Raw genomic sequence first — 14,245 nt, 5'->3', positions numbered from 1 at the left:
GGAGGCACAGGGAGACTGATGACAGATCAGCAGGATTTGCGGCACGGCGAGAGCCGGTTAGCCGAGAACAGTTCCTCAGTCGTCGTAGATCTCAAGGAATATAAGCAGAGCAGGGACCCAGCGCCGGTCACGTTCCACCGACGCGAGCTCGATGCGATTTTGTGGATTTATGGCCGCATGGTTGGCGAGGGTGACTGGCGTGACTATGCGATTGATCACCTGAAAGACCGCGCCATCTTCTCGGTTTTCAAGCGATCGGGCGAAATGCCGCTCTTTCGTATCGAGAAGAATCCAAGGCTCGCCGCCAAGCAGGGGGCCTACTGCGTTATCAATACGCACGGTGTCATCTTGAAGCGCGGACACGAGCTGCAGCAGGTTTTGAAGGTCTTCAATAAGGTTCTGAAGCTCGTCGAGAAGTGAACCCTGTCACACCTTGAACAGCGTGCCTGGGTAGACAGAGGGATCGGGGTCGGTGGCCGCGCCTTCGCCCAGAGCGCGCTGCATCATCATTGTGTCAAGCCAACGGCCGTGCTTGTAGCCAGTTCCTTTCAGGCGGCCGGTTTCCTCAAAGCCCAGTGCCTGATGCAAGGCGATCGACGCCGGATGCGCGCCGCCGATCACGGCCACCATCTGGCGAAAGCCGAGATCTGTGCAGCGTCGGATCAGTTCGGCGAGCAACCGCCTTCCAATTCCCCTGCCGCGCGCTTCCGGTCCCAGGTAAATCGAATCCTCGACGATCCAGCGGTAGGCTGGGCGTGTGCGGAAGGCTGATGCATAGGCGTAACCGAGCAAGTTGCCATCCTCACCAATCGCGGCGATGTAGGGATAGCTCTGACCCGTGATTGCGGAAAATCGTGCCGCCATCTCGCTCTGCTGCGGCGGGACGATCTCGTAGCTTGCGACACCATTCAGGACGGATTCGCGATAGATGGCGGTGATGGCGGGGAGGTCGGATGAGGAAGCGTCGCGGAGGAAGATGGGCATGCGGTCGGCCGGGCGGATATGAACAATGGACTCTTCCAGAAATCATTCTCCGCATGACCAGGCAACAAAAAAGGCGGCCGAAGCCGCCTTTTTTGATACATCCCCCGTTCCTTACTTGCGGTCGCCCATGAACTGCAGCAGGAACATGAAGAGGTTGATGAAGTCGAGATACAGGGTTAGCGCACCCATGATCGCCTTGCGGCCGGCTACTTCTGCGCCGTCGGCTTCGTAATACAGTTCCTTGATGCGCTGCGTATCGTAGGCGGTCAGGCCTGCGAAGATCAGCACGCCGATCACAGAGACCGCGAACTGAAGGGCGGACGATGCCAGGAAGATGTTCACAATCGACGCGATGATCAGGCCGAAAAGGCCCATGATCAGGAACGAGCCCATCGCGGAGAGATCACGCTTGGTCGTGTAGCCGTACAGCGAGAGCGCGCCAAAGGAGGCTGCGGTCACGAAGAACGTCTGTGTAATGCTCGACTGTGTGTAGACCAGGAAGATGGACGCGAGCGAGAGCCCCACCAGCGCGGCGTAGACCCAAAAGGTCGTCTGCGCGGCGGCAACGCTCATCCGGTTAATCCTGAAGCTCAGGAAGAACACGGCAGCCAGCGGTGCAAGGATGACCACCCAGCGGAGCGGCGACTGGAAAAGCAATACGCCAAACTGCGTCAGTTGGCCGTCCTGGACGGCGAAATTGAAGCCCAGATAAGCGGCTACACCCGTGATCGCCAGACCCAGCGCCATCAGGTTGTAGACCTTGAGCATATAGCTGCGTAGGCCCTGGTCGATCATCTCGCCGGTCTGAACGCGGCCTTGGTAATTACGAAGGTCAGCCATAGTTTCCTCTTACAAGCTCCGGTGTGGACACGGTGGCGGGCGCGAAACCCGGGCGCCGCTGCGGAGCCCAGCATGCCTGCACACAATATGAGCCTTTCGGCTTTCGCAAACAAGGCCCTTGCAACCCGGGATCGGGTTAAATCGCCGTAAGGTGAAGGAAATTTCTCTGTTTGGTCAATCAGAGTTCGCGCAAAACGGGTGCCGCCTTCTGCCCCAGGATGCGCCAGGTTCCGATGAGACCGATACCGACTGTCAGTACCAAAGCAGTCACGAGCGTCAGGCCGGCGACATCGGGCAGGAAGTGCGAGGAGATGCGCATGATCCGGGCGGTGATGAACCAGGCCGCGATGCCGCCGGCGAAGAGGGCAAAGACTGCGGTCGCAGCGCCAAGGATAAGGTACTCGTAGCAGAAGGCGCGGATCAGCATTCGCCGCGTCGCGCCGAGTGTCTTAAGAACGACCGCATCATGGGTACGAGCGCGATTGCCAGCAGCCAGAGCGCCGGCAAGAACAAGCACCGAGGCGATAAGTGCAACGGAGGCGGCGGCGCGGATCGCCGTCGCCAGCTGCGCCACCAGTGTGTTGACGATGTCGATCGCATCCTTGACCCGCACGCTGGTGATTGTCGGATAGGTATTTGTCACGGATTTGAGGATCGTGGCCTCCTGGCTAGAGGTCGCCGTCGGGTCAGTGAGCGTCGCCAGCCAGGCGTGCGGGGCGCCGCGGAACGTATTGGGCGAGAACACCATCACGAAGTTGATGGAAAGCGATTCCCACTCGACCTTGCGCAGATTGGCGATCTGGGCGGTGATGTTACGCCCAAGCACGTTAACGGTGACGGTGTCGCCGATCTTCAAGCCGAGTTCTCCGGCCTCCTCGGCTGAAAAGGAGACAAGCGGCTCGCCGCTGTAATCCTTCGGCCACCAGGAACCTTCGGTCAACGACGCATTTTCCGGCAGTGTTTCCGAATAGGTAATGCCGCGGTCGCCGCGCAGCACCCACTGGCCGCCCGGCGGAACCTTCCGCTTCGTCACGTCCTCGCCGTTGAAGGCGAGGATGCGCCCGCGCAGCATAGGCACTTCGACCAGTTTGCCATCCGGGGAACCGGCTTTAACGACGCTACGGAATTTCTCGAGTTCCGACCCCTGAATGTCGACGAAGAAGAAATTCGGTGCGCCAGCGGCCATGCGTCCGGTTAATTGCTGACGCATGTTTCCGTCGATCAGCGTGAGGGTGACAAGCAGTGCAAGGCCAAGACCGAGCGACAGAACGACGGAAGGCGTCAGTGCGCCGGGCCGATGGATGTTACCGATTGCGAGGCGCAAGGCTGGCGAATTGACGCGTGGACTGCGACGCGCGAGCCAAGCAATGCCGGCCGCGACAAGCCGCAGGATCACAAAGGCGAAGGCGATTGCCCCGACAAAGACGACCGCGATGAAGCCATCATAAGCCGTTATGATCGCGAGACCGGCGAGTGCGAGGAGAAAGACCGCTGCTAGAAGAATATAGGGCCAGGATGGCAAGCCCCGCGCTTCGAAACCCTGCTCGCGGAAGAGCGCAGTTGCCGGAACCTCGCGGGAATGTCCGAGCGGCATGATGGCAAAGGCCAGTGTTGTCAAAATGCCGAAAACGACCGCGAGGGCCAAGGGCTCGGGATAGAACGTCAGATCGGTGGAAACAGGTAAGAATTGCGCAAGAAATTGCGACGCCACGATTGGCGCCAGCGCTCCGATGATGAGCCCGATGACCATGCCGCCGAGCGCAATGATGGCGATCTGGAAAAGGTAGATCAGGACTACGGTCGCCGCCGGCGCGCCAAGGCATTTGAAGGTTGCGATCGTCGTCCGCTTGGAATCGAGGAAAGCTCGCACGGCGTTTGCGACGCCGACACCACCGACGATCAGGGCCGTCAGTCCGACCAGTGTCAGGAACTGCGAAAATCGTTCAATGTTCTCGGTCAGCGAAGGGGCTGCCCGGTCGCTGGTGCGAATCGACCAGCCGGCGGACGGAAATGCCTTCGCAGCCCGATCGCGGATCGTGGATCTCTCGGCGGGGTCGTCCATGCGAATCTTGTAAACGTGCTCGACCAGGCTGCCGGTCTGGATGAGGCCGGATGCCTTGAGCGCGTCCCTGCTCACGAGGAGGCGGGGTGCGAAGCCGAAACCTTCCGAAACCGCGTCAGGTTCGGTCTTGATCGTGCCGGTGACGTTCAGAATGACATTGCCGAGGAGGATCTCGTCGCCAATGGAGAGGCCAAGTCGCTCGAGCAGAAGCGGCGCGGCCACTGCGCCATAGGTACCGCTCTGCCCGGACAGAAGCGCGTGCAACGGATAGTTCGGTTCGGCCTCGAAGGTACCGTAGAGTGGGTAGGCGCCGTCGACCGCCTTGACTTCGACTAGAGCCTGATCCGAGCCGTCGGGCTTGCGTGCCATCGAGCGCAGGCCAGTCGACGTCGACACCTTTCCGAAGCCGCGCAGGAAATCCATTTCGGCGTCAGTCGCCTCGCGGTTGTTAAGCTCGAAGCGCACGTCGCCGGCAAGAATCTCCTGACCCTGCGTGGCGATCGTGTCAGTGATCGACTGCGAAACCGAATTGACCGCCGCAATGGCGCCGGTGCCGAGAGCGATACAGGCGAGAAAGATATAGAAGCCGCCGAGCCCGCCGCGAAGTTCGCGAAGCGCGAGACGAAAGGCAAGGGAGACACGCGGGGTCAACAATCTCATGCAATCGCTGCCTCGGGCTGCACATGCGCGCTATCGCCCTCGATTTGTCCCGAACGAACCCGAATCTGCCTGGAGCAGCGTTTGGCAAGGGCGGTGTCATGGGTGACAAGCAGTAGCGTCATCCCGCGCTCTGTCTGCTTCGAAAACAGAAGATCTGCAATCTGGCGGCCGGTGTCGGTGTCGAGGTTGCCGGTCGGTTCGTCGGCAATCAGCAATGCCGGCGAGGGTGCGAGGGCGCGTGCAATTGCCACGCGTTGCTGCTCGCCGCCGGAGAGCTGGCCAGGATAGTGGTTCAATCGATCGCCAAGACCGACGGATTTCAATTCGCGGCGTGCGATTTCGAAGGGATTGGAAAGATTGGCAAGCTCCAGCGGTACGGCGACGTTCTCCAGCGCCGTCATGTTGGCTATTAGGTGGAAAGATTGGAAGACGATGCCGATGTTACGCCCACGGAAGTCGGCCACTTCGTCTTCACTCAGAGCATGCAATGGTGTGCCGCTGACATTGATCTCGCCACTATCGAGTTTCTCAAGCCCTGCAAGCACCATCAGCAATGTCGATTTGCCGGAGCCCGACGGCCCTACGATGCCGACCGACTCCCCGGCGGCAATCGTCAGATCGATGCCTTTCAGCACATGGACGGAGGCGGCGGCGCTGCCAAGCGTCAAATCGGCGCGCTTCAACTCGATGATGGTTTTTGCCAACAGTATTCGCCCTATATAGATGCCGATCGTCTTGCCAATCTAGGGAAAGCGGAATGAGATTTAAAGTTGCCGGCCTTCACATCGCCGTCATTGTTGCCTCGCTGATGTTCTCAGTCACAGCCAATGCAAGGACAATCAGCCTTGTCGGCTTTGGGGACAGCCTGATGGCAGGCTACCAGCTTCCTCCCGGCGACGGGTTTCCAGAAAAACTGCAAGCAGCTCTGAAAGCCAAAGGGGTCGATATATCGATCGCCAATGCGGGGGTCTCCGGGGACACGACGACCGGCGGTCTTGCACGAATCGATTGGTCGGTTCCCGACGGTACCGATGGCGTAATTCTCGAACTCGGCGGCAATGATGCACTGCGTGGCATCCCTCCCGAAGAAAGTGAAAAGAATCTCGACCAGATGATTGTCCGGCTAAAGGAACGCGGCATTGCCGTTCTTCTTGTCGGTATACTGGCGCCGCCGAACATGGGTGGCGACTATGCCGCACGCTTCAATGCGATCTACCCGAAACTCGCGCAAAAACATGGTGTTGCGCTCTATCCCTTCTTTCTCGACGGCGTCGCCCTTGCGGCTGGTTTGAAGCTCGAAGATGGGATGCACCCCAACAGCAAGGGGGTCGATGTGATGGTCGAAAAGATGGAGCCGGCTATCACGCAATTCTTGGGAACGATTTCTACTGTGAAGAATTAGGGGCTTGCACAGGTGCCCAATGCGTGATTCCGTGTGAGCACCTGCAATAGATTCGGGGAGTGCTCGTTATGCCGAGACTGTTTACCGCCCTCGAAATTCCGCGCAATGTCGCGATGAGCCTCTCATTGCTGCGCGGTGGTCTCCCTGGTGCAAGATGGATTGATGTGGAAAATTACCACATCACTTTGCGGTTCATCGGCGATGTCGATGGACGGACGGCAGACGAAATTGTCGATCGGCTTGACCGCATCGACCGCCCCGAATTCCAGATCCGCCTTGATGGTATCGGCGCATTCGGATCCAAGAAGCCGCATTCGGTCTGGGCCGGCGTCTCGCCTTCGCCGGAGATGTATGCGCTTCAAGCGGAAATCGAGCGGATCTGCCAGCGCATCGGATTGCCGCCGGATCCTCGCAAGTTCACGCCGCATGTCACGCTGGCGCGGCTGAAATCGTCGCGGGTCGATGATGTGGTGCATTACCTCGCTGGCCGCGGCAACTTTCAGACCTCGGCCTTCACTGTTCCCCGCTTCGTCCTGCTGTCATCGAGGGAATCGGTTGGCGGCGGGCCTTACCTGACGGAAGAGGTCTTCCCGCTCCACGAGGCATTGTCTGTGCCCAGCGCCTCCAGCAGCTTCCTGCAGCCGGTAAAGAGCCTAGCGTAGACAAGTTCGAACTCGTCCCTGCTGCCGTAGTATGGGTCGGGTATATCCTCGCCGGTTTCGAGCGCAAACTCGCCGAACAGGCGGATGTTTGTGGCTTCCGGGCGCATCCGATGCAGTTCGACGATATTTGCGCGATCCATCGCGAGTATCAGGTCGAAATGGCTGAAATCCTCCGTCGTTATCCGACGGGCGCGTTGTCGGGAGATGTCTATCCCGTGATCTCTGGCCGTTGCGATCGAACGCCGATCCGGATGCTCGCCCTCGTGCCAGCCACCGGTGCCGGCCGAATCGATTTCGAAACAATCAGCAAGACCAGCCGCGTCGACAAGATGCGAGAAGATACCCTCGGCAAGGGGAGAACGGCAGATATTGCCCATGCAAACAAACAGGATGCTAATGCGTTTCATCTGTGGTCCATGATGGAAAGAGGAGGGACAATCGCATGAAACGGGAAAAACTGGAACGGCAAGCCATCGCCGCCGAACTTGCCAAGCTTGACGGCTGGTCGCTCAATGACACTGGCACGTCGATATCGCGAAGCTTCAAGTTTCGCAATTTCGTCGAGGCTTTCGGCTTCATGACGGAAGCGGCGCTTGCGGCAGAACGGCTCAATCATCATCCGGAATGGTTCAATGTCTATTCGCGCGTCGAGGTGAAACTCAACACCCATGATGCCGGCGGCCTGACCGAGCTTGACTTCCGGCTGGCGGCAGCGATGGAGAAGGCGGCAGCACGCCGGCTTGATTGAATCCGGTACAGCCATCACATATGTGCGCGTGAACGAAAGGACCAATCGGGATGGACGACGTCAAATTCGGTGAGATCCTTCTGCCGGGCGACGATGATACGCAGAGCCGGCGCGAACAGACTGTGCGCAAGAAATTCTGGCCGACCTTCAAGAAGGCCGTGCGGCAGATTCCCTTCGCGCGCGATGTCGTCGCCGCATTCTACTGCGCGATGGATCCGCAGACGCCGACAAGGGTGCGCGGCGTGCTTCTGGCTGCGCTTGCTTATTTCGTCATGCCAATCGATATGATCCCTGATGTTTTTGCCGTGATCGGGTTTTCGGACGACGTGGCAGTCCTCTCCGCCGCCTTCGCAATGGTCAGCAGGCACCTGCAGCCGAGGCACTATGAGGCAGCGGACCGTGCGCTTGCCGACAAGCCTGAAGGCATGAAGACGATCTAGCCGCGTCAGGCGCTTTCAGCCTCAAGAGCCTTCCGGAGCTTTCCGAAGGCAAGCCGGATACGGGACTTTACGGTGCCGAGCGGCAAGCCCGTCGCCTCAGCAATCTGCGAATGGGATTGGCCGAGAAAGAACGCGGCGCGGAGCATTTCGCGTTGCTCTTCGGGGAGCTGGCTGACGGCTTTGCGCACATGGGCGTCTCGATCGTCGTTGGCGAGAATTTCGTCGGCGGCAACTTCGGCGACCGGTTGCAATGCCGGGTCTGCACCATCCAGGATGCGGGTCCTCGCGCGGCGCTGAAGATCGATCCGGCGATTGCGGGCGATGCGAAACAGCCAGGTCGACAGCGATGATCTCGCCGCGTCGTAGAGCTCAGCCTTATGCCAGAGCACGATCATCACTTCCTGAACGAGTTCTTCTGCCTCGCTGCTAGCCATCCTTTGGCGCAGTAACCAGGATTTGAGGCGCGGCGCGAAGTAATCGAACAGCACGGCGAATGCCTCTTGGTCACGGCGGTCCGCAACGGCCCTGGCGAGGTCGGCGAAGCGCTGTTTCTCCTCGGCATTCATGTCCCGTCCAAAGTCCCCTAACCCGGCGAATTCTCCAACGGATTTCTAATGCTTATTGACGTACAACGGTTTCTCAAAAGGTCAAACTCTTGCCTGAATCTTTATGTCTTAAATTCATTCATGACGATGGTCTGTGTGCGCACGCGGTATCACGTCATCACGGGCGAGGCGCCAGCGCCCGACGTTGACACTTGGGCGAAAATGGCACAGGCAGGGACTTCTCGCGGTCCCTGTTGACGCTTTGGTAACCTGAATTAAGTCAAAATAAAGCAGATCGTGATTATGCGCCGCCCGTTCGCTTCGGGCTCGAATCGCAAGAACCGGCAGGATATCCATGTTTCTTAGAAGTACCGCAATCGCCCTTTCCCTCGCTCTAGCCGGCGCCGGCATTGCATCCGCTCAGACCAGGAAGTCGCAGCCTGCGGCGCAGGCACCGCAGCAGCAGGCAACGCCGGCTTCGACAGCGCCGACACGCATACAGCAGTTCCAGGCTTGGGGCGCTTACTCCTACAAGTCCGGCGCGAACACCGTCTGCTACGTTCTGTCCGTGCCGACGGAAAAGAAGCCAGCCGGCATCGATCACGGTGATAACTTCTTCATCGTTTCGCAGCGCCCCGGCCAGAACATTTCCTACGAGCCGCAAGCGATGATGGGTTACACCGTCAAGGAAAACTCGAAGATCGATGTTGTCATCGACAACAAGACCTTCGTGATGTTCACCAAGGACAAGGCCGGCTGGGTCGAGAATGCAGCTCAGGAGCCGGCGCTCGTCGCGGCCATGAAGAGCGGCCACGCGATGACCGTCAACGCGACATCGCGCAAGGGTACTTCGACCTCCTACAGCTATTCGCTTTCCGGCATTTCCGCCGCGCTGAAGCAGGTCGAAGGCTGCAAATAGGCGGTTCGGGATTGTTCTTTGAATTCAAAGGCCGGCCTTGCGCCGGCTTTTGTCGTTTTCCATCTATAGTGACGCGCGGCAAAAATGATGCTAAAGGCCCGCGCAACAGCGGATAGATCGCGGTCCTTGCCGTATGCTCCGCATTCAATTTCTGCCACCATGCCCTTCGTACCCACAAGTCATCCGGCTTTCCGGGACGGTAGCATGTTGAATTCGGGATTAGAGACTATGTCCGTCATGGATGCGATGACCGTTACCAAGCCTTTGGGTGCTGCGATCAGCGGTGCTGATGCTGGGCTGAAGCCCTCGCTGATCGGCCTCAGCCGCGAGGAGATGGGTGCTGGGCTGCGCGAAAGAGGCGTGCCGGACAAGCAGATCAAGATGCGCGTCGCCCAGCTCTGGAACTGGATCTACGTGCGCGGCGTCTCCGATTTCGATCACATGACGAATGTCGCCAAGGACATGCGCGAGATGCTGAAGCAGCATTTCACCATCGCGCGTCCTGAAATTGTCGAGGAGCAGGTTTCCAACGACGGCACCCGCAAGTGGCTGCTGCGTTTCCCGGCGCGCGGCGCGGGGCGTCCGGTTGAGATCGAGGCCGTCTATATTCCGGAAGAGGGTCGTGGGACGCTTTGCATCTCAAGCCAGGTGGGCTGCACGCTGACCTGTTCCTTCTGTCATACCGGAACGCAACGTCTGGTGCGCAACTTGACGGCGGAAGAAATTCTCTCGCAGCTTCTGCTGGCTCGCGATCGGCTCGGTGACTTCCCGGACCGCGAGGCGCCGCAAGGTACCATCATGCCAGCGGAAGGCCGCAAGGTCAGCAACATCGTGATGATGGGCATGGGTGAGCCGCTCTACAATTTCGATGCCGTGAAGCAGGCGTTGCTGATCGCCACCGATGGCGACGGCCTGTCGCTCTCCAAGCGCCGCGTCACGCTGTCGACGTCAGGCGTCGTGCCTGAAATCTTCCGCACTGGCGATGAAATTGGCGTGATGCTGGCAATTTCGCTGCACGCCGTGCGCGACGACCTGCGCGACATCCTGGTGCCGATCAACAAGAAATACCCGCTGAAGGAACTGATGGACGCCTGCCGGAAGTATCCTGGCTTGTCGAACGCCCGTCGCATCACCTTCGAATATGTGATGCTCAAGGACGTCAACGATAGCCTGGAGGATGCCAAGGGTCTCGTTCAGCTGCTGAAGGGCGTGCCGGCGAAGATCAACCTCATTCCGTTCAATCCGTGGCCGGGCACCAATTACCAGTGTTCGGACTGGGCGCAGATCGAGAAGTTTGCCGATTTCATCAACTCCGCCGGCTATGCCTCGCCGATCCGGACGCCGCGCGGCCGCGACATTCTCGCAGCCTGCGGCCAGCTGAAGTCGGACTCGGAGCGGATGCGCAAGACCGAACGATTGGCCTTCGAAGCGATGATGATCGCCAATCACGGCGCGGACGACTGATCAGCAAGTTTGATCCGTTCAGTGTTTTCTAATGATTGATTTCATGGCCTGCTTTTCCTAGAAGCAGGCCAAAATCATATCAGGAGGATACCCAATGCGTTCCATTTTGCTTGCTGTCGCGGCGACGCTGGCCTTGACTCTGCCTGCCAAGGCCGAAGATGTGACCGTCGCAGTCACGGCCATCGTCGAGCATCCGGCGCTCGACGCCGCACGCAAAGGTGTCCTCGATGTGCTGACGGCGGCAGGCTACAAGGAAGGCGAGAACCTGAAGTTCATGTTCGAGTCTGCCCAGGGTAATCCGGCAACCGCAGCACAGATCGCCCGCCAGTTCGCCGGCGAAGGCCCTAACGTCATCGTGCCGATCTCCACGCCTTCCGCACAGGCTGTCGTTTCCGCAACACGTGACATCCCGGTGGTGTTCACCGCTGTATCCGATCCGCTCGGCGCGCAGCTCGTCAAGGACATGGAGATGCCGGGTGGCAACGTTACCGGCCTGTCCGACATGTCGCCGGTTGCCGAGCACCTTGCGCTCATCAAGGAAATCCTGCCGAACGTTAAAACGATCGGCTACCTCTACAACTCAGGCGAAGCCAACTCGGTGTCGCTGCTCGCCGTTCTGAAGACGGAAGCCGAGAAGGCCGGCCTGAAGGTTGTCGAGTCGGCTGCCACCAAGTCCGCGGAGGTGCAGGGTGCGGCCCGCGCGCTCGTCGGCCGTGCCGATGCCATCTACATCCCGACCGACAATACAATCATTTCTGCGCTCGAAGGTGCCGTCGCCGTTGCCGAAGAAAGCAAGCTGCCGCTCTTCACTGCGGATACGGACTCCGTCTCGCGCGGTGCAATCGCTGCGCTCGGCTTCAATTATTACGATGTCGGCAAGCAGACCGGCGAAATCGTCGTTCGTATCCTTAAGGGCGAAAACCCGGGCGATATTCCGGTAAAGGTTGCCGCTGGTAGCGATCTGGTGGTCAATAAGGGCGCTGCCACGAAGATGGGCGTGACGCTGCCCGAAAGCGTCTTGAAGCGCGCGACGAAGACGATCGACTGATCGCCGCGTATTTTTGAGAAACCTGCCGTCCAGCCGCTCCCGTTTTACGCGGGGGCGGCTGATGGTATTAAAAGCCTGGGTCCCGTAACAGTCGGGACGAGTCAGAAGAGAGGGCAAGAGCCTTGAGTCAGATCGCATTCTGGGGAGCTGTGGAGCTGGGGTTGGTCTATGCCTTCGTAGCGCTCGGCGTGTACCTCGCATTTCGTGTGCTGGATTTTCCTGATCTGACGGTTGACGGCTCCTTCCCGCTGGGCGCTGCGGTAACGGCGGTTCTCATCATTGCGGGAGTCAATGCCTGGCTTGCTGCGCTCATTGCCATGGTCGCGGGGGCTGCGGCCGGTATTGTTACCGCGATGCTCAATGTACGGTTCAAGATCCTCAACCTGCTGGCGTCGATCCTGACGATGATCGCGCTCTTCTCGGTCAACCTGCGTGTGATGGGCAAGCCGAACGTCGCGCTGATCAATGCGGATACGATGATCAGCCCGTTCTTCGGTCACGGGCTGCGTGATTTCTACGTTCGCCCGCTCTTCGTTGGCGTCCTCGTCGTTGTCGCCGTGATCCTCGTCTGGCGCTTTCTGGAAAGCGACTCGGGTCTGGCGATGCGCGCGACCGGTGCCAATCCCCGTATGGCCCGCGCGCAGGGTGTGGACACGAGCCGCCAGATCTATCTCGGCATGGCGATCTCCAACGCGCTGGTCGCTTTCGGCGGCGCACTGTTTGCGCAGACGAACGGCTTTGCCGATGTCACCTCGGGTGTTGGTACGATCGTTGTCGGCCTCGCGGCCGTCATCATCGGCGAAACGCTGCTCGGCCGGCGCGGGCTGCTGATCGCCTTGATCGGCTGCGTGCTCGGCTCGATCCTCTATCGTATCGCCATCCAGCTCGCGCTCTCGACTGACGTTATCGGGTTGCAGGCTTCGGACCTTAATTTCGTGACGGCGGTGCTGGTGACGATCGCGCTCATTCTTCCCCGCCTTCGCCGCGGAGGTACGGCATCGTGATTACACTCAAGGATATCAAGGTCGTCTTCGGCAAGGGTACGCCGCTGCAAAAGCAGGCGCTGAACGGTGTCAGCCTGACGATTGAGGAAGGCTCGTTCGTCACCGTCATCGGTTCGAACGGCGCGGGCAAGTCGACGCTTCTCGGCGTGCTTGCCGGCGATGTGCTTGCCAGCGAAGGCCAGGTGCTGATCGGCCATGCCGATGTCACGCGCAAGTCCACGGCTGCCCGCGCCGGCCTCGTCGCCCGCGTCTTCCAGGATCCGCTGACGGGAAGTTGCGGCTCGCTTTCGATCGAGGAAAATCTTGCGCTTGCGGCGCGTCGTGGTGAGCAGCGTGGTCTCGCCTCGGCGCTGGGTCCGAAACGGCGCGAGCTTTTCCGCGAGCGTATCAGCGAACTTAATCTCGGACTCGAGAACCGGATGCGGGATCGCATGGATTTGCTTTCCGGCGGCCAGCGGCAGGCGGTGTCGCTGGTCATGGCGACACTTGCCGGTTCCGAAGTGCTGCTGCTCGACGAGCATACGGCGGCGCTCGATCCTGGCATGGCCGAGTTCGTGATGGGCCTCACGCAGAAAATCGTTTCGGAGCGCAAGCTGACGACGTTGATGGTCACCCACTCCATGCGTCAAGCGCTCGACTATGGGCACCGCACGATCATGCTGCATGGTGGCGAGATCGTTCTCGACGTCAGCGGCGACAGCCGCAAGACGCTGCAGGTCGAAGACTTGATTGCCATGTTCCGCAAGATGCGCGGCCAGACCTTGGATGACGATGCGCTGCTGATCGGCTGATCCGGTTACCGGATCAGCGCGCCTGGGTCAGCAGGATTTTTGCCGCGAAGACGGAGAAGACGCCGGCGAAGGTAAGATCCATGCCGCGCAGAATCTTCTTGTTGCTCTGCAGCCATCCGGCCAGCCAGTCGGCCGCGAAGACGACGGCAGCGTTCACCGGCATGCCGATCACGATGAAGCAGAAGCCGAGAAACAGTAGCTTCTGCGTCACCGCCGGGTCGCCGGCGCTGACGAACTGCGGCAGGAAGGTCATGAAGAAGATGATGACCTTGGGGTTCAGGAGGTTGACCCAGAAGCCCGAGGAAATATTGGCAAGCGGCGTGCCCTTTGAGGCTTCCACCTTGTTTACCGAAAACTTCGAGCCATAGCGGATCGCCTGGACGGCAAGCCAGAGCAGGTAGGCGGCACCGCCGGTCTTCAGGATCAGGAAGGCCGTCGGCGAAGCTGTAATCAGCGCCGAAACACCGAAGGCGACCAGCATGGTGTGGACCACGATGCCGAGGCTCGTGCCGAGGACGACGAACAGTGCCGCCTTCTTGCCCTGCGCCAGCGCGCGGCTGATTGACAGAGTCATGTCGGGGCCAGGCGTCGCAGCAAGCAGAAGGGTCGCGGCTGCGAAGGCAAGAAGCGTCGGAAAGCTGGGCAGGAAGTCCATGGGTACACTCTGAAAGCCGGA

General features: G+C 59.8%; 17 protein-coding genes. 10 read left to right on the top strand and 7 right to left on the bottom strand.

Annotation, left to right across the window (positions count from 1 at the left end; all coding sequences use genetic code 11):
- Positions 1-18: 18 nt before the first annotated feature.
- Positions 19-420 carry a DUF2794 domain-containing protein gene (locus tag PMI09_RS13125; RefSeq protein ID WP_007794320.1) on the top strand — a complete coding sequence of 134 codons (402 nt, stop codon included), beginning with the start codon at positions 19-21 and terminating at the stop codon, positions 418-420.
- A 6-nt stretch (positions 421-426) separates the two neighbouring features.
- On the opposite strand, the gene PMI09_RS13120 is transcribed toward PMI09_RS13125, so the two are convergent.
- The 4 genes from PMI09_RS13120 to PMI09_RS13105 all read right to left on the bottom strand — a co-directional run bounded on the left by PMI09_RS13120 (position 427) and on the right by PMI09_RS13105 (position 5,250).
- Positions 427-984: a GNAT family N-acetyltransferase gene (locus tag PMI09_RS13120; RefSeq protein ID WP_007794318.1), complete on the bottom strand. Its 558-nt coding sequence runs from the start codon at positions 982-984 to the stop codon at positions 427-429.
- 111 nt (positions 985-1,095) lie between these two features.
- The gene (locus tag PMI09_RS13115; RefSeq protein ID WP_007794315.1) at positions 1,096-1,824 is read right to left on the bottom strand and encodes a Bax inhibitor-1/YccA family protein; all 729 of its coding nucleotides are present in this window, start codon (positions 1,822-1,824) and stop codon (positions 1,096-1,098) included.
- A gap of 178 nt (positions 1,825-2,002) precedes the next feature.
- A complete protein-coding gene (locus tag PMI09_RS13110; protein WP_007794313.1) occupies positions 2,003-4,546 on the bottom strand; it encodes an ABC transporter permease in 2,544 nt (847 codons plus the stop codon).
- The gene (locus PMI09_RS13105; RefSeq protein WP_007794310.1) at positions 4,543-5,250 is read right to left on the bottom strand and encodes an ABC transporter ATP-binding protein; all 708 of its coding nucleotides are present in this window, start codon (positions 5,248-5,250) and stop codon (positions 4,543-4,545) included. The genes PMI09_RS13110 and PMI09_RS13105 overlap by 4 nt, the downstream gene beginning before the upstream one ends.
- Before the next feature lie 53 nt (positions 5,251-5,303).
- Here PMI09_RS13105 and PMI09_RS13100 point away from each other — a divergent pair, with 53 nt between their 5' ends.
- Both PMI09_RS13100 and thpR read left to right on the top strand, forming a co-directional pair.
- Complete coding sequence (locus PMI09_RS13100) at positions 5,304-5,948, top strand: arylesterase (protein WP_007794307.1); 645 nt, start codon at positions 5,304-5,306, stop codon at positions 5,946-5,948.
- A 68-nt stretch (positions 5,949-6,016) separates the two neighbouring features.
- A complete protein-coding gene (gene thpR, locus PMI09_RS13095) occupies positions 6,017-6,610 on the top strand; it encodes an RNA 2',3'-cyclic phosphodiesterase (RefSeq protein WP_007794302.1) in 594 nt (197 codons plus the stop codon).
- Here the strand turns inward: thpR and PMI09_RS30380 are convergent.
- Positions 6,517-7,017 carry a low molecular weight protein-tyrosine-phosphatase gene (locus PMI09_RS30380; protein WP_007794300.1) on the bottom strand — a complete coding sequence of 167 codons (501 nt, stop codon included), beginning with the start codon at positions 7,015-7,017 and terminating at the stop codon, positions 6,517-6,519. The two genes, thpR and PMI09_RS30380, sit on opposite strands and share 94 nt — an antisense overlap.
- Positions 7,018-7,052: 35 nt before the next feature.
- On the opposite strand from PMI09_RS30380, the gene PMI09_RS13085 reads away from it, so the two are divergent.
- Both PMI09_RS13085 and PMI09_RS13080 read left to right on the top strand, forming a co-directional pair.
- A complete protein-coding gene (locus tag PMI09_RS13085) occupies positions 7,053-7,358 on the top strand; it encodes a 4a-hydroxytetrahydrobiopterin dehydratase (protein ID WP_007794298.1) in 306 nt (101 codons plus the stop codon).
- A gap of 50 nt (positions 7,359-7,408) precedes the next feature.
- The gene (locus PMI09_RS13080) at positions 7,409-7,798 is read left to right on the top strand and encodes a YkvA family protein (RefSeq protein ID WP_007794295.1); all 390 of its coding nucleotides are present in this window, start codon (positions 7,409-7,411) and stop codon (positions 7,796-7,798) included.
- A gap of 5 nt (positions 7,799-7,803) precedes the next feature.
- Here the strand turns inward: PMI09_RS13080 and PMI09_RS13075 are convergent, their stop codons facing one another.
- On the bottom strand, positions 7,804-8,364 hold the full coding sequence (locus PMI09_RS13075) for a sigma-70 family RNA polymerase sigma factor (protein WP_007794292.1): 561 nt from the start codon (positions 8,362-8,364) through the stop codon (positions 7,804-7,806).
- A 334-nt stretch (positions 8,365-8,698) separates the two neighbouring features.
- Here PMI09_RS13075 and PMI09_RS13070 point away from each other — a divergent pair, with 334 nt between their 5' ends.
- The 5 genes from PMI09_RS13070 to PMI09_RS13050 all read left to right on the top strand — a co-directional run bounded on the left by PMI09_RS13070 (position 8,699) and on the right by PMI09_RS13050 (position 13,569).
- Complete coding sequence (locus PMI09_RS13070) at positions 8,699-9,262, top strand: invasion associated locus B family protein (protein WP_007794289.1); 564 nt, start codon at positions 8,699-8,701, stop codon at positions 9,260-9,262.
- 228 nt (positions 9,263-9,490) lie between these two features.
- Complete coding sequence (gene rlmN, locus PMI09_RS13065) at positions 9,491-10,726, top strand: 23S rRNA (adenine(2503)-C(2))-methyltransferase RlmN (RefSeq protein ID WP_007794285.1); 1,236 nt, start codon at positions 9,491-9,493, stop codon at positions 10,724-10,726.
- Between the two features lie 94 nt (positions 10,727-10,820).
- Positions 10,821-11,774, top strand: coding sequence for an ABC transporter substrate-binding protein (locus PMI09_RS13060; RefSeq protein WP_007794283.1), 954 nt, complete (start codon positions 10,821-10,823; stop codon positions 11,772-11,774).
- Positions 11,775-11,896: 122 nt separating this feature from the next.
- Positions 11,897-12,778 (top strand): ABC transporter permease, encoded by an 882-nt coding sequence (locus PMI09_RS13055; RefSeq protein ID WP_007794280.1) that lies wholly within the window; start codon positions 11,897-11,899, stop codon positions 12,776-12,778.
- The gene (locus PMI09_RS13050) at positions 12,775-13,569 is read left to right on the top strand and encodes an ABC transporter ATP-binding protein (RefSeq protein ID WP_007794276.1); all 795 of its coding nucleotides are present in this window, start codon (positions 12,775-12,777) and stop codon (positions 13,567-13,569) included. The genes PMI09_RS13055 and PMI09_RS13050 overlap by 4 nt, the downstream gene beginning before the upstream one ends.
- A 13-nt stretch (positions 13,570-13,582) precedes the next feature.
- On the opposite strand, the gene PMI09_RS13045 is transcribed toward PMI09_RS13050, so the two are convergent.
- Positions 13,583-14,224, bottom strand: coding sequence for a LysE family translocator (locus PMI09_RS13045; protein WP_007794273.1), 642 nt, complete (start codon positions 14,222-14,224; stop codon positions 13,583-13,585).
- Positions 14,225-14,245: the final 21 nt, after the last annotated feature.

The sequence above is a fragment of the Rhizobium sp. CF122 genome (assembly GCF_000282035.1).
Classification (GTDB): Bacteria; Pseudomonadota; Alphaproteobacteria; order Rhizobiales; family Rhizobiaceae; genus Rhizobium.
Note: the sequence above shows the minus strand (reverse complement) of the source record. Positions and strands in the feature narration are given on the sequence as shown.